The organism is Pseudomonas sp. Leaf58 (assembly GCF_003627215.1).
GTDB lineage: Bacteria > Pseudomonadota > Gammaproteobacteria > Pseudomonadales > Pseudomonadaceae > Aquipseudomonas.
Genome location: NZ_CP032677.1, coordinates 1,695,961 through 1,713,559, shown reverse-complemented (window position 1 = coordinate 1,713,559; position 17,599 = coordinate 1,695,961). Strand labels below are relative to the sequence as shown.

The window sequence follows — 17,599 nt, the reverse complement described above, 5'->3', positions numbered from 1 at the left end:
CAGGTGGCGCAAAGCGGTCTAACCTGACCTTTCAGCCAGGTCCGTGCCGTACGGGCCGATACACAGCGGTGCCACCGGCAACCCTTGAGTCGTTGCCGAGCACCGGCGCAGAAGGAGTTGGCAATGCCCTCGCTCGATAGCCTGAACACCCTCAAGCCGCTCAAGGTCGGCGACCAGACCTACCACTACTTCAGCCTCACCGAAGCCGCCCGCCAGTTGGGCGACCTGCAGCGCCTGCCCATGTCGCTGAAAGTGCTCCTGGAAAACTTGCTGCGCTGGGAGGACGGCAAAACCGTCACTGGCGACGACCTGCGTGCCATCGCCCAGTGGCTGGGCGAACGGCGCTCGGACCGCGAAATCCAGTACCGCCCGGCACGGGTGCTGATGCAGGACTTCACCGGCGTGCCGGCTGTGGTCGACCTGGCCGCCATGCGCGCAGCCATGGCCAAGGCCGGTGGCGACCCGCAGCGGATCAACCCCCTGTCACCGGTGGACCTGGTAATCGACCACTCGGTGATGGTCGACCGCTACGGCACGCCGCAGGCCTTCGGCGAAAACGTCGACATCGAAATGCAGCGCAACGGCGAGCGCTACGCCTTCCTGCGTTGGGGCCAGAGCGCTTTCGACAACTTCCGCGTGGTACCGCCGGGCACCGGCATTTGCCACCAAGTCAACCTGGAATACTTGGGCCGCACAGTCTGGACTCGAGAAGCCGATGGCCGCACCTACGCCTTCCCCGACACCCTGGTCGGTACCGATTCGCACACCACCATGATCAATGGCCTGGGCGTGCTCGGCTGGGGCGTAGGCGGCATCGAAGCAGAGGCGGCCATGCTCGGCCAGCCGGTGTCGATGCTGATCCCGGAAGTCATCGGCTTCAAGCTGACCGGCAAACTGCGCGAAGGTATCACCGCCACCGACCTGGTGTTGACGGTGACGCAGATGCTGCGCAAGAAAGGCGTGGTGGGTAAGTTCGTCGAGTTTTACGGCGACGGCCTGGCTCAGCTGCCCCTGGCCGACCGTGCAACCATCGCCAACATGGCCCCGGAATATGGCGCCACCTGTGGCTTCTTCCCGGTCGACCAAGTCACCCTCGACTACCTGCGCCTGTCCGGCCGCCCCGAGGCGACTGTGCAGCTGGTCGAGCAGTACTGTAAAGCCCAGGGCCTATGGCGGCTGCCGGGTCAAGAGCCACTGTTCAGCGACAGCCTGGCGCTGGACCTGCACGAGGTCGAGGCCAGCCTCGCCGGGCCAAAGCGGCCGCAGGACCGGGTGGCCCTGGGCCAGGTCCGCCAGGCCTTCGACCACTTCCTCGAACTGCAACCCAAACCGCTGGCCAAAGAGGTCGGCCGCCTGGAAAGCGAAGGTGGCGGCGGCGTGGCGGTGGGCAACGCCGACCAGGCCGGGGAGATCGACTACAACCATCAAGGCCAAACCCACACCCTGCGCGATGGCGCCGTCGTCATTGCCGCAATCACGTCGTGTACCAACACCTCCAACCCCAGCGTGATGATGGCCGCCGGGCTAGTGGCGAAAAAAGCAATGGAAAAAGGCCTGCAACGCAAGCCCTGGGTCAAGAGCTCGCTGGCGCCGGGCTCCAAGGTGGTCACCGACTACTTCAAGGCAGCCGGGCTCAGCCCATACCTCGACCAGTTGGGTTTCGACCTGGTCGGTTATGGCTGCACCACCTGTATCGGCAACTCCGGCCCGCTGGATGAAGCGATCGAGAAGGCCATTGGCAGCGCCGACCTCACCGTGGCCTCGGTGTTATCGGGCAACCGCAACTTCGAAGGCCGTGTGCACCCGCTGGTCAAGACCAATTGGCTAGCCTCGCCGCCGCTGGTGGTGGCCTACGCCCTGGCCGGCACGGTGCGCCTGGACCTCACCTGCGACCCGCTAGGCACCGGCAAGGACGGCCAACCGGTGTACCTGCGCGACATTTGGCCCAGCCAGGCGGAAATCGCCGCTGCCGTGGCTAAGGTCGACACGGCGATGTTCCACAAGGAATACGCCGAAGTGTTCGCCGGCGATGCGCAATGGCAGGCCATCGAAGTACCGCAGGCGGCCACCTACGTGTGGCAGCCCGACTCTACCTATATCCAGCACCCACCGTTCTTCGACGACATCGGTGGGCCGCCCCCGCCAATCGCCGACATTCACGGCGCGCGGGTTCTGGCGCTGCTGGGTGACTCGGTGACCACCGACCACATTTCCCCGGCCGGCAACATCAAGGCCGACAGCCCAGCCGGGCGTTACCTGCGTGAACAGGGCGTTGAGCCACGCGACTTCAACTCCTACGGCTCACGGCGTGGCAACCATCAAGTGATGATGCGCGGCACCTTCGCCAACATCCGTATCCGTAACGAAATGCTGGCGGGCGAAGAAGGTGGCAACACCCTGCATGTACCTAGCGGCGAGAAGTTGTCGATCTACGACGCAGCGATGCGCTACCAGCAGTCAGGCACCCCACTGGTGGTGATCGCCGGCCAGGAGTACGGCACCGGCTCGAGCCGCGACTGGGCGGCCAAGGGCACCAACCTGCTGGGGGTCAAGGCGGTACTGGCGGAAAGCTTCGAGCGCATTCACCGCTCCAACTTAGTGGGCATGGGCGTGTTGCCGCTGCAGTTCAAGGCTGGGCACACCCGTAAGCAACTGGGGCTTACCGGCACAGAGCAGATCGATGTGCTGGGCTTGGATGGTGCTCAAATCCGCCCAGGGATGAGCCTGTCACTGCGCATTACCCGCGAGGACGGCAAGCAAGAGCAGATCGAGGTGCTGTGCCGCATCGATACTTTGAATGAAGTGGAGTACTTCAAGGCTGGTGGGATTCTGCATTTTGTGCTGCGCCAGATGATTGCGGGCTGAGGCTGATCGGCCTGGCTGGAGATTGGCGGCGCTGTTGAGACCGAGCGCCGCCCATCGTATTACACCTCCCACACCCAGCGCTGGCCCTTAGCCACCCAATCAGTCATCATCCGACTTATCCGTCATTTAACAGCAGTAAAAACGCAAAAATGACGACAACAGGTTCGAACGTGCCCTCTGGCTAGCCCAAATCAAGTAATGGCTCATTGCCATAGATCAGGCGCATTAAATATTCATTCAACAAAACCAGCGGCTTGCCGATACCTCTCGAAAGCCCTGCGGACTATCAACCCATGCGTAATAACCAGCCGATTACCCAGAGAGAACGGACTTTCCCTGCCCAGCAGCGGTTGATCTCCACCACCAACGCCAAAGGTGTGATCACTTATTGCAACGATGCTTTCATCGAAATCAGTGGGTTCACCCGTGAAGAGCTGACCGGTGCGCCGCACAACCTGGTGCGCCACCCCGACGTGCCGTCTGCGGTGTTCGCCCACATGTGGCAAACCCTCAAGCAGGGCGAACCCTGGATGGGCATCGTCAAGAACCGCTGCAAGTCTGGCGACCACTACTGGGTCAACGCCTATGTCACGCCGATCTTCGACAAAAACCAGGTCGTCGGCTTCGAATCGGTGCGGGTCAAACCCACCGCCGAACAGATCCGCCGCGCCGAGGCGTTGTACCAGCGCATCAACCAGGGCAAACCGCCGGTACCGCGCCGGGACAAGTGGCTGCCAGTGCTGCAGGACTGGCTGCCGTTCATCCTGATCAGCCAAGTGGGCTTCCTGATCGGCAACTGGCTGGGCCACTCCTGGGGCTTCGCCCTGGCCGCTGGGCTTTCCGTACCGCTGGGCCTGCTTGGCCTAGGCTGGCAGCAGCGCGGCTTGAAACGCCTGCTGCGCCTGGCCGAACAGACCACCTCCGACCCGCTGATCGCGCAGATGTTCACCGACAGCCGTGGTGTGCAGGCGCGCCTGGAAATGGCCATGCTCAGCCAGGATGCGCGCATGAAAACCTGCCTGACGCGCTTGCAGGACAGCGCCGAAAACCTCAGCGAGCAGGCGCGCCAGTCCGACGCCTTGGCGCACCAGAGCTCTTCGGGGCTGGAACGCCAGCGGGTAGAGACCGAGCAGGTCGCCGCCGCGGTCAACCAGATGGCCGCCACCACCCAGGAAGTGGCCAACCACGTGCAGCGTACCGCCGATGCCACCCAGGAAGCTAACCGTTTGACCAGCCAGGGCCGGCAGATTGCCGGGGAAACCCGCGAGGCCATCGAGCGCCTTTCGGCGGCTGTGGGTGAGACTGGCCAAACAGTCACGCAGCTGGCCAAGGACAGCGACGAGATTGGTGGCGTGGTCGATGTGATCAAGGGTATCGCCGACCAGACCAACCTGCTGGCGCTGAACGCGGCCATCGAAGCGGCGCGTGCCGGTGAAATGGGCCGCGGCTTTGCCGTGGTGGCCGATGAAGTACGCCAGTTGGCCCAACGCACCGCCGAGTCCACCGGGCAAATCCACAGCCTGATCGCCAAGCTGCAACAAACGGCCAGCAATGCCGTGCTGACCATGGAAACCGGCCACCGCCAGGCGCAAGAAGGCGTCGACCGGGTAATGCAGGCCGACGAAGCTCTGGTGGGGATTAGCGAAGCAGTGGCCAACATCACCGACATGGCCACCCAGATCGCTGCGGCGACCGAAGAGCAAACCGCAGTGGCCGATGAGATCAGCCGCAATATCAGCACCATCGCCGAACTGGCCGACCAAACCGCCGAACAGGCCCAACACTCGGCACTACTCAGCGAAGCGCTGACCAGCACCGCGGGTAGCCAGTACTCGCTGGTGGAGCGGTTCAACCGCTAAGGCCTCACAGCCCCCACAGGGCTGCGCAGCAGCCCCAGCTGAAACCTGGGGCCGCCTTGCGGCCCTTTCGCTGACGCAAGGCCGCTGCCACGCTGATTAGCTGCATTACCAATCCAGACGCAAGCGGCTCTCGAAGTAGCGTTCCTCCCCACTCAATGGGTCCTCGAAACGCAGGCTGTGCGCCAGCAATTTCAGCGGCCGCTGGTAATCGTCCTGTTCGTTGAGCAATTGCGGATAGAACGGATCGTTGCTGATCCCCGCCCCCAATGCCGCCATGTGCACGCGCAACTGATGGGTCTTGCCGGTCACTGGCGACAAGCCATAACGCCACAGCTCGCCATTCTTCTCCAGTACGTCGGCCAAGGTTTCGCTGTTAGCCTCCCCCTCTACTTCGTGCATGCGGAAAAACGGTTCGCCATGCACCAGGCGGCTTTTGTGCACCAGTGGAAAATCATGCTGAGCCATGGCTGCGGCGATGGCCTGGTAGCGCTTGTCGATGCGCCGTTCAGGGAATAGCCGCTGGTAGGCACTGCGGCTCTGGGGGTTGGCGGAAAACAGCACGAGCCCAGCGGTATGCCGGTCGATACGGTGCAACGGCACCAAGTGCGGGTTGCCCAGGCGGCGGATCAGGCGGCGTAGCAACGTCTGCTCGACATATTCACCGGTCGGTGTCACCGGCAGGAAGTGCGGTTTGTCGGCCACCACCAGGTGCTCATCCACATGCAGCACCGCCTCCTGCACCGGAATCGGCCGCTCGTTCGGCACTTCGCGGAAGTAATGCAGACGCATACCGCGCTTATAGGCCAGCTCGGCCGCTACCGCCCGCCCCTCGGCGTCCAGCACCCGGCCACGGGCGAAGCGGTCGAGCCACTGAACCCGGTCGATGGCCGTGAAATGATCACACAGGCAGTCAAGCACCGTCGCCCAGTTACCGGGCGGTAGGCACACCGTGCTGGCTTGCTGGTGGGCGGGGTCGAATGGCGGGGTCATGGCAAGGCTCGAAGCATTCATGGCCGCGCATTATCCCCCAAGCCCGCGGCCTCAACCAGCCCGGGCCATCGCCTCGCTGCGTTCCTTCAGCCAGCGCAGTACCTGCACGGGTTCCCAGCGGCCTGGGTCGTAAAGCGCATACAACAACCCCTGGTAACCCACTACATCCAGCCCGCGGTGGTAGCCAGCACGCTGGAACAAGGCCTCGATCTCGGCGAAGCAGGTATTGAAGTGGACTTTGCCGAACGGCGTGCGATCATCGGTCACCAGGCCTTCGAGGCGCAGTTCCAGAACGGCGTCGGCCACCCGCGCTACGGGCATGCGGTTGACGCTGTACTTGAGTTGCTCGACGTTGAGCATGGCTTCACCCTGATACTGTATTTATATACAGCATACGAATATCCCCTTGCCGCCGTCAATGCGGTTCATTGCAACCCCGGCAGGTAGCCGGTGCCTTTACGGATGGTCAACACCTGCCGCCGCGGCGTGCCACGCGTCACCGACAGATGCACCCAGCTGTCAAACTCCAGGATGAGTTGGTCAAAGGGCACGGTACTTTCGGTGATCCGGCGCATGGTTTCCCGCGGGCTGACTTCCATCACCGTGAAATCTGCCGCCAGGCCATGTAGATGCTGGCTGTTCGGGGCACCACCGATCAGCTGGTTGACCCTCGCGCTGCGATAGCCGCTGCTGACGATGATTGGCTCGCCAAACAGTGCACGCACCTGTTCGAGGGCGCAACACAACAGCTGCAGGTTGGCCCTGGCTTCGGCAAGCGGGGTGTTATCGAGCCCTTCCCTGGCGGCGAGCTGGGAAACGGTCATCTCATTGAGCGTGAAATGTGGGGTGATCAACATGGCGAGGCATTCCAATGATGAAAAGGATGCCGGCACTGGTGCGCCGGCGCCTGATCATCAGCTCGCATCACCCGGTATGGAGCAGGGTTGAAGCTCCTCTACGGCCATCATTGCCCAAGAAACGCCACCACCTGTTCGGCATCGAACGGCCAGTGCAGCTCTGCGCCGTTATCGCGGCGCCGCAGCACCGGAATGATCAGGCCATAACGCTCGAACAAGGGCTCGCTCTCGGCGATATCGACCAACTCCACCAACAGGCCATGATCGACGAAAGGCATCAGCACGGCTTCGGCCACTTCGCACAGGTGGCAGCCGAGGGTGCCGAACAATTGGCATTCAGGCAGCATGGGACAGGTCCTGGTTTGGCATTGAGAATGCCTATTCTAGGTCCGTCCCGCTCGCCATGCACCTGGCCTGGTTCAATCCTGGCTGGTGGCGCCGATACGGTGCAGTGACAGGTCCGCGCCCTGGAATTCCTGCTCATGGCTCAAGCGCAAGCCATGCAGCGCGCGGATCGTACCGTAGACGGCAAAGCCACCCGCCAAGGCCACCAGCACCCCCATCAGGCTGCCCAGCAACTGGCTGACCAGGCTGACACCGCCCATGCCGCCCAGGGCCAACTGGCCGAATACGCCGCAGGCAATGCCTCCCCACACGCCGCACAGGCCATGCAAAGGCCACACGCCCAGCACATCGTCGATCTTCCAGCGGTTCTGCGCAGCGGTGAAGGTCCAGACGAACAACGCACCGGCAATCAGGCCGGTGGCCAGTGCGCCAATAGGGTGCATCAAGTCGGACCCGGCACAAATCGCCACCAGCCCGGCCAGCGGCCCGTTATGCAGGAAGCCCGGGTCGTTACGCCCGGCCAGCAACGCCGCCAAAGTGCCACCCACCATGGCCATCAGCGAGTTAATCGCCACCAGGCCGCTAACACCTTGCAAGGTCTGCGCACTCATGACGTTGAAACCGAACCAGCCAATGATCAGGATCCACGAGCCCAGCGCCAGGAAGGGAATGCTCGACGGCGCAAACGCCACCAACCGACCGTCACGGTAGCGCCCACGGCGTGCGCCCAGCAGCAGCACCGCCGCCAGCGCCAGCCAGCCGCCCATGGCATGAACCACCACGGACCCGGCAAAATCATGGAACGGCGCACCAAAGCGAGCCTGCAACCAGGCCTGCACGCCGAGGTTGCCGTTCCACACCACGCCCTCGAAGAACGGGTAGACAAACGCCACGATCAGCGCCGTGGCACATAGCTGCGGCACGAAGCGCGCCCGCTCGGCGATGCCCCCGGAGATGATCGCCGGGATCGCTGCGGCGAAGGTCAGCAGGAAGAAGCACTTGACCAGGGCATAGCCATGATCGGCCGCCAGCGTCGCCGCCGGTTGGAAAAAGTTGACCCCGTAGGCGATCCAGTAACCTATAAAGAAATACACCAGCGCCGAGATGGCGAAGTCGCTGAGGATTTTCGACAAAGCGTTGACCTGGTTCTTGTGACGCACCGTGCCCACTTCGAGAAACGCGAAACCGGCATGCATGGCCAGCACCAGGATGGCGCCCATGAGAATGAACAGGGTATTGGAACCGTGGACCAAGGAGTCCATCGCGCTGTGCATGTTTTCCATGAAATAGGCAGACCTACTGAAAAAGGCACCAGGACAGTTCAAGAACCTGCATCCCTGCACCGAATCGGTGCCAGCCCCTGCCCGGTAGCGGTGAGCTGGGCGAAGCTTGCGTGGTTTTTTCTTGGGTTTGTCGTGGATTGGGTTAAGGTTTATCGGTATGCGCTGCGCCGGCGCCCTGAATCGGCGCACTACCCGCCTATGGCGCCCCGCAACGTGGCAAAGACTTAGCAAGGCCCATACCAGCGCCGGCACTTGAACCTTCCGCGCGTGCTATTACTCGAACTACCAACACTCATCGACAGGGAGACACCTATGGCCAGCAAATCGGCAAAGACTGCACAAGAGATATTGATGGCTGACTTCCAGGCCTTGGTCCGCGACACCGAAAAGCTGTTGGCCGATACCGCCAACCTGGCCGGCGACCAGGCGGACGAATTGCGCGAACAGATCCACGAGCGCCTGGCCCAGGCCCGCGACACCTTGCAGTTGACCCAAGACTCGGTGCGCGAGCGCGGCCAGGCTGCATTGGGCAGCGCCGAGCAATATGTGCAGGAAAACCCGTGGCAGGCGATAGGTATCGCGGCCGGTGTCGGGCTGTTGATCGGCTTGCTGGCCAACCGGCGCTAAGGGGTTCCCATGGACAATGACGCCAACGGCGCCGGCGCCTCGGGCAAGCGCCTGGGCGCAGCCGCGCTGGGGCTGTTGCACAGCCATATCGAACTGTTCGGTATCGAGTTGCAGGAGCAAAAGGGCCGCACCTTGAGCCTGCTGCTGTTCGCCGGCCTTGCCTTGGTATTCGCCCTGCTGCTGCTGACGGCGCTGTCCGGGCTGCTGCTGGTGCTGTTGTGGGACAGCTACCGCCTGGCTGGCATCATCGGCCTGTGCGTGTTCTACGCCATCGCCGCGCTGTACTGCGGGTTGCGCCTCAAGGCCGCGGTGTTCGACGAGTCGTCACCTTTCGGCGCCACCCTCGAAGAACTCGCCAAGGACCGGGAGCGCCTGTTGCCATGAGCCTGCCAGAACTGCCAAACACCCGTAACCCGCGCGAGCTGCGCAAGGCACTACTGCGCCTGCGCATGGAAATGCACCGCCAGGAAATCCGCCATGAATCGGCGCAGCTGTTGGAGCCGCTGCGCCGCGTGCGCGGCATGGGCAACTCGCTGCAGGACGGGCTGGGCATCAAGCATGCGCCGCTGTGGGGGATTGGCGCCGTGGTGGCACTGGGCTTCCTTACCGGCAAAGGCGTGCGCAGCGGTAACCTGGCGCGGCTGATGCGCCTGGGCACCAGCCTGCTGCCGCTGGTGCGCCTGTACCTGCAAAGCAGCCGCCGCCCCTGACACCCGGTCTTAACCGCTGTGGCATTACCCCCTGTGGGGGCGGGCAAACCCGCTCCCACAGGTTAGGTTTCGACCTGCCCCTTGCGCATATGTGCCCGACACAGGAAGCTATTGCCTTCGATCCACAGGAGACCGCGCCTTGGACTGGCACACCCTGCTTACCCGCGAACGCCTGGGCAAAGCCCTGTACAGCGCCGATGAACTTGGCCGCAGCCCCTTTCACAAAGACCACGACCGCATCATCTTCTCCGGTGCCTTCCGCCGCCTCGGGCGCAAAACCCAGGTGCACCCGGTTTCCAGCAACGACCACATCCACACACGCCTGACCCACTCGCTGGAAGTCAGCTGCGTGGGCCGCTCGCTGGGCATGCGCGTTGGTGAAACCCTGCGCGACAGCCTGCCGGACTGGTGCGCCCCCAGCGACCTGGGGATGATCGTGCAATCGGCCTGCCTGGCCCACGACATCGGCAACCCGCCGTTCGGCCACTCTGGCGAAGATGCCATCCGCCACTGGTTCCAGCAGGCTGCCGGGCGGGGCTGGCTGGATGACATGCGCGACGACGAACGCGCCGACTTCCTTAATTTCGAAGGCAACGCCCAAGGCTTTCGCGTACTCACCCAGCTCGAATACCACCAGTTTGACGGTGGTACCCGACTGACCTATGCCACCCTCGGTACCTACCTGAAGTATCCCTGGAGCGCGCGCCACGCCGACGCCCTGGGCTACAAAAAGCACAAGTTCGGCAGTTACCAGAGCGAACTGCCCCTGCTTGAGCAGATCGCCCGCAAGCTCGGCCTGCCGCAATTGGAGCACCAGCGCTGGGCGCGCCACCCGCTGGTCTACCTCATGGAGGCCGCTGACGACATCTGCTACGCGCTGATCGACCTGGAAGACGGCCTGGAGATGGAGCTACTGCAATACACCGAAGTCGAAGCGCTACTGCTCGACCTGGTCGGCGATGACCTGCCAGAAACCTACCGCCAACTCGGCCCCGACGACTCTCGGCGGCGCAAGCTGGCGATCCTGCGCGGCAAGGCCATCGAGCACCTGACCAACGCCGCCGCCCACGCCTTCGTCGAGCAGCAGCAGGCGTTGCTGTCCGGGCAACTGGTGGGTGACTTGGTCGAGCACATGCACGGCCCCGCCAAGCGCTGCGTGCTGCAGGCCAAGGACATGGCACGCAACAAGATCTTCCAGGACAAACGCAAAACCCTGCACGAGATCGGCGCCTACACCACCCTGGAAATTCTGCTCAATACCTTCTGCGGTGCCGCCCTCGAACAGCACGGTGGGCGCACGCCCTCGTTCAAGAGCCGCCGGGTACTGGACCTGATCGGCAACAATGCCCCGGACCCGCACGGCTCGCTGTACAGCGCTTTCCTGCGCATGCTCGACTTCATCGCCGGGATGACCGACAGCTATGCCAGCGAAATGGCCCGTGAAATGACTGGGCGCTCCAGCCCAACCTGAGGCGCGCCGGTGCAGCCTGGGCATGCCCGCGTGCTGCACCGCTTATTGAAGGAAACTTCCTACATATACAGGCGACAAACTAAACAGCACGATGAAAAATCAATGAAAAGTTACCAAAGACGCTTTGACATCCGCTTGACCGCGCCTATTGCGTAGCCCGTTTTGTTTTATCCTGTAAGCCATTTCCCATATATGGCTAATAGCCGTTCCTCGTACGCCCGATGACTTCCAACTGCGATAAGGTGCCGCCCGTCACCCTCAATCGCCCGTAGGGAAGTTGCACATGCAATCCATATTTATTGTCGACGATCATCCCGTCATCCGCTTGGCCGTGCGTATGTTGCTGGAAAACCAGAACTACAAGGTTATCGGCGAGTCAGACAACGGCGTGGACGCCATGCAAATGATTCGCGAAACCAACCCTGACCTGGTTATCCTCGACATCAGCATCCCCAAGCTAGACGGCTTGGAGGTGCTTTCCCGTTTCCAGGCCATGGCCCTGCCGTTGAAGGTGCTGGTACTGACCGCACAATCACCCGCATTGTTTGCCGTGCGCTGCATGCACTCGGGCGCCGCAGGCTACGTGTGCAAGCAGGAAGACCTGAGCGAATTGCTCAGTGCAATCAAGGCGGTGCTGGCCGGCTACAACTATTTCCCCAGCCAGGCCATAAAGCACAACCAAGTCGTCGATACCGACCTGCAACTTTTCCGCCAGGTCAACGACCGCGAACTGATGGTGCTGCAACTGTTCGCCCAAGGCCGCAGCAACAAGGAAATTGCCAAGGGCATGTTCCTCAGCAGCAAGACCGTCAGCACTTACAAAAAACGCCTCATGCACAAACTTCAGGTCAACACGTTGGTCGACCTGATCGAAATAGCCAAACGCAACGCGCTGGTCTGAGGGCTGTCATGGCGCGCCCTTTCGCTCACCTGCTGCTCGCCCTGCTTCTGCTCAGCGGGGTGGCCCAGGCAACACAACACGAGGCCTCATCCTACGCGTTGCTGGCCCGGTCTTCGGCCTGGCCGGTCCAGCCGGCACTCACCGCCGAACAACGGCAATGGCTCGCCAGCCGTCAGGAACTGGTGCTGGGCACGTCGGCACCAGACTACCCGCCGTTCGACATCACCAGTGGCGGCCGCGACTACCAAGGCCTTACCGCCGAGTACGCGAGCCTGGTCGGCAAAGCCCTGCGGTTGCCGGTGCGGGTGCTACGCTTTTCCAGCCGGCAGGCGGCGGTGGAAGCACTTCGCCATGGTGACATCGACCTGCTTGGCAGCGCCAATGGCTACGAGGCCGCCAGCGATGGCCTGGCGCTGTCACACCCCTATGCCATCGACCAACCGGTACTGGTAACCCGCGAAGACGAAAGCCGAGCACTGGACATGGGCCTGACCGGCATGCGCCTGGGCATGCTCTACCACTACCTGCCCAAGCAGGAGGTACTCAGTGCCTATCCCAAGGCCGAGCTGCTGGCCTTCGGTTCTTCCAGCCAAGCGCTGAATGCTGTGGCGTTCGGCCAGGCCGATGTGTTTATTGGGGATACCATTTCCACCCACTACCAACTCAACCGCGGGCACTTGCCGCGCCTGCGCATGGCCAATTTCGGCAAGCATGAGGCCATTGGCTTCGGCTTTGCCCTGCGCCAGCAGGACAAAATGCTGAAAGAACTGGTGAATGCCGCGCTGGACAGCCAGCCCCCAGCCATACGCGCCAGCATCTTCAAACGTTGGAGCGCTGGCAGCGACCTGCTGCTGACCGACCGCAAACTGCAACTGACCACGACCGAGGAGCATTGGCTGCGAGACCACCCGGTGATGCGCGTGGCAATCGATGACACAGCTGCGCCCGTGTCATATTTCGATGGTGCGGGGCATTTTCGTGGTATCACCGCCGACCTGCTGGAGCTCATCCGCCTGCGTACCGGCTTACGCTTTGAAGTGCAACGCGCCAGTGGCATCGCCGATATGATTACCCGCCTCAAGGATGGTCGGGCAGATGTCATCGCCGCAATGGCCACCGGTGGGGTGGCAGGGGATAACCTGCAAATCAGCCGACCGTACCTGGAAAGCGCCTACGTGCTGGTCAGCCGCAAGCGCGATGAGGCACTGAGCTCGCTGGAGCAGTTACAGGACCATCGCATCGCCATTACCCGCTACAGCGCCATGGATGCCATGCTATCGCGGCACTATCCGCAAATCGGTTGGGTCGAGACAGAAAGCACGTTCTATTCCATGGCATTGCTCAACAGCGGCGCCGTCGATGCCGTGATCACCACGTTAGTGGACGCCAACCATGCCCTGGCCAGCAACCCCGAACTGGTCATCCGCACCACCGTCGGCAGCGAACCCGCCAACTTCGCCATGGCCACCAGCGCGTCATCACAAGCGCTGGCGTCGATTCTCGACAAGGCACTGCAAAGCATCTCGCCGGAGGAACTGGGGGTGATCAATAACCGCTGGCGCGGTTTTGAGGATGGCAATGGCCTAGGCCATCACCGGCTGGCGATACAGGTGGTACTGGGCACGGCTCTTCTCCTGTTGTTGGCCTTGTTGTGGAACGCCCGCCTGCGCCTGCAAATTCGCCAACGCCAACGTGCCGAACGCGCGCTGAACGACCAGCTGGCGTTCATGCGGGCGCTGCTCAATGGCACGCCCCACCCCATGTACGTGCGTGACCGCGAGGGCTGCCTGCAAAGTTGTAACTTCAGTTACCTGGAAGCCGTGCAGGCCTGCTCCGAAGAGGTCATTGGCAAACGCCTGAACGACAGCCTGTTCGCAGATAGCGAGCAAACCCGCCAGATTCAGGCGGACTACCTGAAGGTGATGGCCGCGGGCTCCCCGTTGATCATGGACCGGCCGCTACGGATCAAGGGCCGCGAAATGACCATCTATCACTGGATTCTTCCGTACCGTGACTCGCTGGGCGAGGTGCAGGGCATCATCGGCGGCTGGATCGACATCAGCGACCGCCGCCAATTGGTCATGGAGCTGCGCCAGGCCAAGCAGCAGGCCGACGATGCCAACCGCGCCAAAAGCACGTTCCTGGCAACCATCAGCCACGAAATTCGCACCCCGATGAACGCGGTCATCGGCATGCTCGAACTGGCGGTCAAGCGAGCCGACCAGGGCCGGGTAGACCGCGGCGCGCTGGAACTGGCCCACCATTCGGCCAAGGACCTGCTGGGCCTGATCGGCGATATCCTCGACATCGTGCGCATCGAGTCCGGGCACTTGTCGCTCGCACCCGAGGCGGTCGACCTGGCGGCCTTGGTCGAATCGGTGGGGCGCATTTTCGAGGGCCAGGCGCGGCAGAAAGGCCTGGCGCTGGAGGTGAGGATCGCGCCGGCCGCTCGCTGCCATGCACTGCTCGACCCCTTGCGCTTCAAGCAAGTGCTATCCAACCTGGTGAGCAATGCCATCAAGTTCACCGAGCATGGCCAGGTGCGCATCTGCGTCGACCTGGTGGAGAACGGCGCCACTCCCGCGATGCTGGAGCTGGAAGTACGCGACAGTGGCATCGGCATCCACGCTGGCGACCTGCAACGCCTGTTCCACCCGTTCATCCAGGCCAACCCACACAGCCAGGGTGCCCGCGCCGGTACTGGGCTGGGCCTGGCTATCTGTCGCAGCCTGTGCGAGATGATGGGCGGCAGCCTGAGCATCAAGAGCCTGGAAGATGTCGGCACCCAGGTGCGCCTGAAGATGCCGTTGCAGCGGCTTGAGGCCGCAGTGCAGCCGGCCTCGCTGATCGAAAACCTCGCGGTACCCAACCCTCGGTTGAACGTGCTGGTGATCGACGATCATCCGGCCAACCTGCAACTGATGGAACAACAGCTTGGCTATCTGGGCATTACGCACGCCAGCGCCAGCGACGGCCGCGAAGGGCTGGCCACTTGGCGGGCGGGCAACTTCGATGTGCTGGTGCTCGACTGCAACATGCCGCACATGAACGGCTACCAACTGGCGACCGCCGTACGTAGCGAAGAACGCCACGGCAAGCGGCCGCGCTGCACCATTCTCGGCTACACCGCCAACGCGCAGCCAGAAGTACGCCGCAAGTGCCTCAGCGCCGGCATGGACGACTGCTTGCTCAAGCCCATCAGCCTGGGCACGCTCAGCCAGCGCCTGGCTGGCATTCACCCCCGCTGCGAGCAAAAACACCGGCGAAAACCGTACAACCTAGACGGCCTGGCCGCAGTGGTCGGGCATGCCCCAAACGACCGCCAACGCTTCCTGCAGGCCTTGCAGCAGAGCCTGCAGGCCGACCTGGCCAAATTGATGGCATTGCATCCGGAGCACGACAGCGGCGCCATTGGCGAACACGCGCACAAGGTCCTCAGCGCCGCGCGGATGCTGGAAGCCCCCGGCCTGATGGCGGCCTGCGAAGCCCTGGAGGCCAGCGGCTTGCCCACCGCGCAATTGCGCCTGCGGCGCCAGGCACTGGCACGGCACATGGGCCGGGTAGAACGTGCCCTGGCCAAGGAACTGGCCACAACTAGCTGCACACAGGCAGGCAGCCAAGCGTGTTAGCTGGTAGACTGCGCGGCGTTATTACCTAAGAGGATTGTTTCATGGCCACAAACCGCTCCCGTCGTCTGCGCAAGAAGCTGTGTGTCGACGAGTTCCAGGAATTGGGCTTCGAGCTGAACCTGGAGTTCAAGGAAGATCTGGATGACCAGGCAATCGATGCTTTCCTCGACGCGTTCCTGGCAGAAGCCATGGACGCCAACGGCTTGGACTATGTAGGCGGTGACGATTTCGGCCTGGTGTGCTCGGTCAAGCGTGGCTCGGTCAGCGAAGAACAGCGTGCAGCCGTTGAAGCCTGGCTCAAAGGCCGCAGCGAACTGACCAAGATCGAAGTCAGCCCACTGCTGGACGCCTGGTACCCAGAAAAGCCGGTCAACAAGGCTGAGTGATAGCAGCCCGACGCGATCGCTGAAAAGGCCACCCTATAGGGGTGGCCTTTTTTATGGGTAATGTCCTTCTCTATTAGTGGTGCTTTTCCGTCGAACGTGGCGCATCGTCGCTGCGCTTGGGGCATAATGCGTATCGTCCTGGGGCCATCATCCCATACAGCCCCAATGCCCTTTTCCCTCGCCGTAGGGTATGTACTCACTATGATCAAAACGCTTCGTCCCCTCGTCCTTGCCGGCTTGCTGTTGCCCCTTGCACTGCCTAGCCACGCCGCCGCCGTCAATACCACCCTGCCCGCCAAAGTGCAGCAGGCCCTCAAGGCCAACAAGCTGCAGGACTCGGCGTTGTCGCTGGTGATGCTGCCGCTGGACGGCCCCGGCACACCGACCGTGTTCAATGCCGACGTGTCGGTTAACCCGGCCTCGACCATGAAACTGGTCACCACCTACGCGGCCCTCGAACTGCTCGGCCCGACTTTTCAGTGGAAGACCGAGTTCTACACCGACGGCACCCTGAGCAACGGCGTGCTCAACGGCAACCTGTACCTCAAAGGTGGCGGCGACCCGAAACTGAACATGGAAAAGCTGTGGTTACTGATGCGTGACCTGCGTGCCAATGGCGTGCGCACCATCACCGGCGACCTGGTGCTGGACCGTAGCCACTTCGTCCAGCCCAACCTGCCGCAGTTCAACGATGACGGCGGTGATGACAACAAGCCATTCCTGGTCAAGCCCGACTCGCTGCTGGTCAACCTCAAGGCCTTGCGCTTCGTGGCCCGTAACGATGGCGGCAAGGTCACCATCGCAGTCGAGCCGCCAATCGCCAGCATCCGCATCGACAACCAAGTGAAGGCGGTCGCTTCCAAGCAGTGCTCGGGTGATGTGCGCTACAACCCGGTGCCGCAGGCCGATGGCATCAGCGTAACGGTCAGCGGCCAGCTAGGTGACGGCTGCAACTCGCAGACCTACCTGTCACTGCTCGACCACGCCACCTACGCCGCCGGTGCCGTGCGCGCGATCTGGGCCGAACTGGGTGGCAGCATCCAGGGTGGCGACCGCTTCGAGAACGTGCCCAAGGGTGCACGCCTGCTGGCCCGCGCCTTCTCGCCGGACTTGGTGGAAGTGATCCGCGACATCAACAAGTACAGCAACAACACCATGGCCCAGCAGCTGTTCCTGAGCCTTGGTGCGCAGTTCCGCACCGATGCCGACGGCGACGACGCCCGCGCCGCCCAGCGCGTGGTGCGCCAGTGGCTGGCGAAAAAGGGCATTACCGCGCCGCACCTGGTGATGGAAAACGGCTCCGGCCTGTCGCGTGCCGAGCGGGTCAGTACCCGCGAAATGGCCGCGATGCTGCAGGCCGCCTGGAAGAGCCCCTACGCTGCCGAGTTCATGAGCTCGATGCCGCTGGTGGGCATGGATGGCACCATGCGCAAGCGCCTGAAGCGCACGGCGATGTCGGGTGAGGGGCACATCAAGACTGGCACGCTGAACACCGTGCGGGCGATTGCCGGCTTCAGCCGTGACAGTAACGGCCATACCTGGGCAGTGGCGGCGATCCTCAACGACCCGAAACCATGGGGCGCCTCGCAGGTGCTCGACCAAGTGCTGCTGGACCTGTACCGCCAGCCGCAGTTGGCCGGCGGCACTGCGGCCAACTGATTGGTTAGCCTGTACCG

15 protein-coding genes are annotated in these 17,599 nt (G+C 62.8%); 10 read left to right on the top strand and 5 right to left on the bottom strand.

The window, feature by feature from the left end:
• Nucleotides 1-123: 123 nt before the first annotated feature.
• Together acnA and DV532_RS07975 are read left to right on the top strand one after the other, a co-directional pair.
• Nucleotides 124-2,865 carry an aconitate hydratase AcnA gene (gene acnA / locus DV532_RS07980; RefSeq protein WP_056806428.1) on the top strand — a complete coding sequence of 914 codons (2,742 nt, stop codon included), beginning with the start codon at nucleotides 124-126 and terminating at the stop codon, nucleotides 2,863-2,865.
• Between the two features lie 293 nt (nucleotides 2,866-3,158).
• Nucleotides 3,159-4,724 (top strand): PAS domain-containing methyl-accepting chemotaxis protein, encoded by a 1,566-nt coding sequence (locus tag DV532_RS07975; RefSeq protein WP_056806426.1) that lies wholly within the window; start codon nucleotides 3,159-3,161, stop codon nucleotides 4,722-4,724.
• A gap of 105 nt (nucleotides 4,725-4,829) precedes the next feature.
• Here DV532_RS07975 and DV532_RS07970 read toward each other — a convergent pair whose 3' ends face one another.
• The 5 genes from DV532_RS07970 to DV532_RS07950 all read right to left on the bottom strand — a co-directional run bounded on the left by DV532_RS07970 (nucleotide 4,830) and on the right by DV532_RS07950 (nucleotide 8,199).
• A complete protein-coding gene (locus DV532_RS07970) occupies nucleotides 4,830-5,714 on the bottom strand; it encodes a pseudouridine synthase (protein WP_056806855.1) in 885 nt (294 codons plus the stop codon).
• A 51-nt stretch (nucleotides 5,715-5,765) separates the two neighbouring features.
• Entirely contained in the window at nucleotides 5,766-6,074 is a 309-nt protein-coding gene (locus DV532_RS07965; RefSeq protein ID WP_056806423.1) for a hypothetical protein, read from the bottom strand.
• Between the two features lie 65 nt (nucleotides 6,075-6,139).
• Entirely contained in the window at nucleotides 6,140-6,571 is a 432-nt protein-coding gene (locus DV532_RS07960; RefSeq protein ID WP_056806420.1) for a D-Ala-D-Ala carboxypeptidase family metallohydrolase, read from the bottom strand.
• 107 nt (nucleotides 6,572-6,678) lie between these two features.
• Nucleotides 6,679-6,918 carry a glutaredoxin family protein gene (locus DV532_RS07955; RefSeq protein ID WP_056806417.1) on the bottom strand — a complete coding sequence of 80 codons (240 nt, stop codon included), beginning with the start codon at nucleotides 6,916-6,918 and terminating at the stop codon, nucleotides 6,679-6,681.
• Nucleotides 6,919-6,990: 72 nt separating this feature from the next.
• Entirely contained in the window at nucleotides 6,991-8,199 is a 1,209-nt protein-coding gene (locus tag DV532_RS07950; RefSeq protein WP_056806415.1) for an ammonium transporter, read from the bottom strand.
• Nucleotides 8,200-8,511: 312 nt separating this feature from the next.
• Here DV532_RS07950 and DV532_RS07945 point away from each other — a divergent pair, with 312 nt between their 5' ends.
• The 8 genes from DV532_RS07945 (at nucleotide 8,512) to dacB (ending at nucleotide 17,582) form a co-directional block, all read left to right on the top strand.
• Nucleotides 8,512-8,826 carry a YqjD family protein gene (locus DV532_RS07945; RefSeq protein ID WP_056806412.1) on the top strand — a complete coding sequence of 105 codons (315 nt, stop codon included), beginning with the start codon at nucleotides 8,512-8,514 and terminating at the stop codon, nucleotides 8,824-8,826.
• A 9-nt stretch (nucleotides 8,827-8,835) separates the two neighbouring features.
• The gene (locus DV532_RS07940) at nucleotides 8,836-9,210 is read left to right on the top strand and encodes a phage holin family protein (RefSeq protein ID WP_056806408.1); all 375 of its coding nucleotides are present in this window, start codon (nucleotides 8,836-8,838) and stop codon (nucleotides 9,208-9,210) included.
• Nucleotides 9,207-9,536, top strand: a complete 330-nt coding sequence (locus DV532_RS07935; protein ID WP_056806405.1) for a hypothetical protein — start codon at nucleotides 9,207-9,209, stop codon at nucleotides 9,534-9,536. Before DV532_RS07940 ends, DV532_RS07935 begins: the two co-directional genes overlap by 4 nt.
• Before the next feature lie 139 nt (nucleotides 9,537-9,675).
• Nucleotides 9,676-11,007 (top strand): deoxyguanosinetriphosphate triphosphohydrolase, encoded by a 1,332-nt coding sequence (locus tag DV532_RS07930; RefSeq protein WP_056806402.1) that lies wholly within the window; start codon nucleotides 9,676-9,678, stop codon nucleotides 11,005-11,007.
• 283 nt (nucleotides 11,008-11,290) lie between these two features.
• Entirely contained in the window at nucleotides 11,291-11,908 is a 618-nt protein-coding gene (locus tag DV532_RS07925; RefSeq protein WP_056806399.1) for a response regulator transcription factor, read from the top strand.
• Nucleotides 11,909-11,916: 8 nt separating this feature from the next.
• Complete coding sequence (locus DV532_RS07920; RefSeq protein ID WP_056806395.1) at nucleotides 11,917-15,537, top strand: ATP-binding protein; 3,621 nt, start codon at nucleotides 11,917-11,919, stop codon at nucleotides 15,535-15,537.
• A gap of 41 nt (nucleotides 15,538-15,578) precedes the next feature.
• Nucleotides 15,579-15,923 (top strand): YggL family protein, encoded by a 345-nt coding sequence (locus DV532_RS07915; RefSeq protein ID WP_056806393.1) that lies wholly within the window; start codon nucleotides 15,579-15,581, stop codon nucleotides 15,921-15,923.
• Nucleotides 15,924-16,124: 201 nt separating this feature from the next.
• Nucleotides 16,125-17,582 (top strand): D-alanyl-D-alanine carboxypeptidase/D-alanyl-D-alanine-endopeptidase, encoded by a 1,458-nt coding sequence (gene dacB, locus DV532_RS07910; protein ID WP_056806390.1) that lies wholly within the window; start codon nucleotides 16,125-16,127, stop codon nucleotides 17,580-17,582.
• Nucleotides 17,583-17,599 lie beyond the last annotated feature (17 nt).

Bases quoted from the DNA above. Each gene is read 5' to 3' on its own strand.
- acnA (WP_056806428.1), top strand. From the start codon at position 124: ATGCCCTCGCTCGATAGCCTGAACACCCTCAAGCCGCTCAAGGTCGGC.
- DV532_RS07975 (WP_056806426.1), top strand. From the start codon at position 3,159: ATGCGTAATAACCAGCCGATTACCCAGAGAGAACGGACTTTCCCTGCC.
- DV532_RS07970 (WP_056806855.1), bottom strand. From the start codon at position 5,714: ATGACCCCGCCATTCGACCCCGCCCACCAGCAAGCCAGCACGGTGTGC.
- DV532_RS07965 (WP_056806423.1), bottom strand. From the start codon at position 6,074: ATGCTCAACGTCGAGCAACTCAAGTACAGCGTCAACCGCATGCCCGTA.
- DV532_RS07960 (WP_056806420.1), bottom strand. From the start codon at position 6,571: ATGTTGATCACCCCACATTTCACGCTCAATGAGATGACCGTTTCCCAG.
- DV532_RS07955 (WP_056806417.1), bottom strand. From the start codon at position 6,918: ATGCTGCCTGAATGCCAATTGTTCGGCACCCTCGGCTGCCACCTGTGC.
- DV532_RS07950 (WP_056806415.1), bottom strand. From the start codon at position 8,199: ATGGAAAACATGCACAGCGCGATGGACTCCTTGGTCCACGGTTCCAAT.
- DV532_RS07945 (WP_056806412.1), top strand. From the start codon at position 8,512: ATGGCCAGCAAATCGGCAAAGACTGCACAAGAGATATTGATGGCTGAC.
- DV532_RS07940 (WP_056806408.1), top strand. From the start codon at position 8,836: ATGGACAATGACGCCAACGGCGCCGGCGCCTCGGGCAAGCGCCTGGGC.
- DV532_RS07935 (WP_056806405.1), top strand. From the start codon at position 9,207: ATGAGCCTGCCAGAACTGCCAAACACCCGTAACCCGCGCGAGCTGCGC.
- DV532_RS07925 (WP_056806399.1), top strand. From the start codon at position 11,291: ATGCAATCCATATTTATTGTCGACGATCATCCCGTCATCCGCTTGGCC.
- DV532_RS07920 (WP_056806395.1), top strand. From the start codon at position 11,917: ATGGCGCGCCCTTTCGCTCACCTGCTGCTCGCCCTGCTTCTGCTCAGC.
- DV532_RS07915 (WP_056806393.1), top strand. From the start codon at position 15,579: ATGGCCACAAACCGCTCCCGTCGTCTGCGCAAGAAGCTGTGTGTCGAC.
- dacB (WP_056806390.1), top strand. From the start codon at position 16,125: ATGATCAAAACGCTTCGTCCCCTCGTCCTTGCCGGCTTGCTGTTGCCC.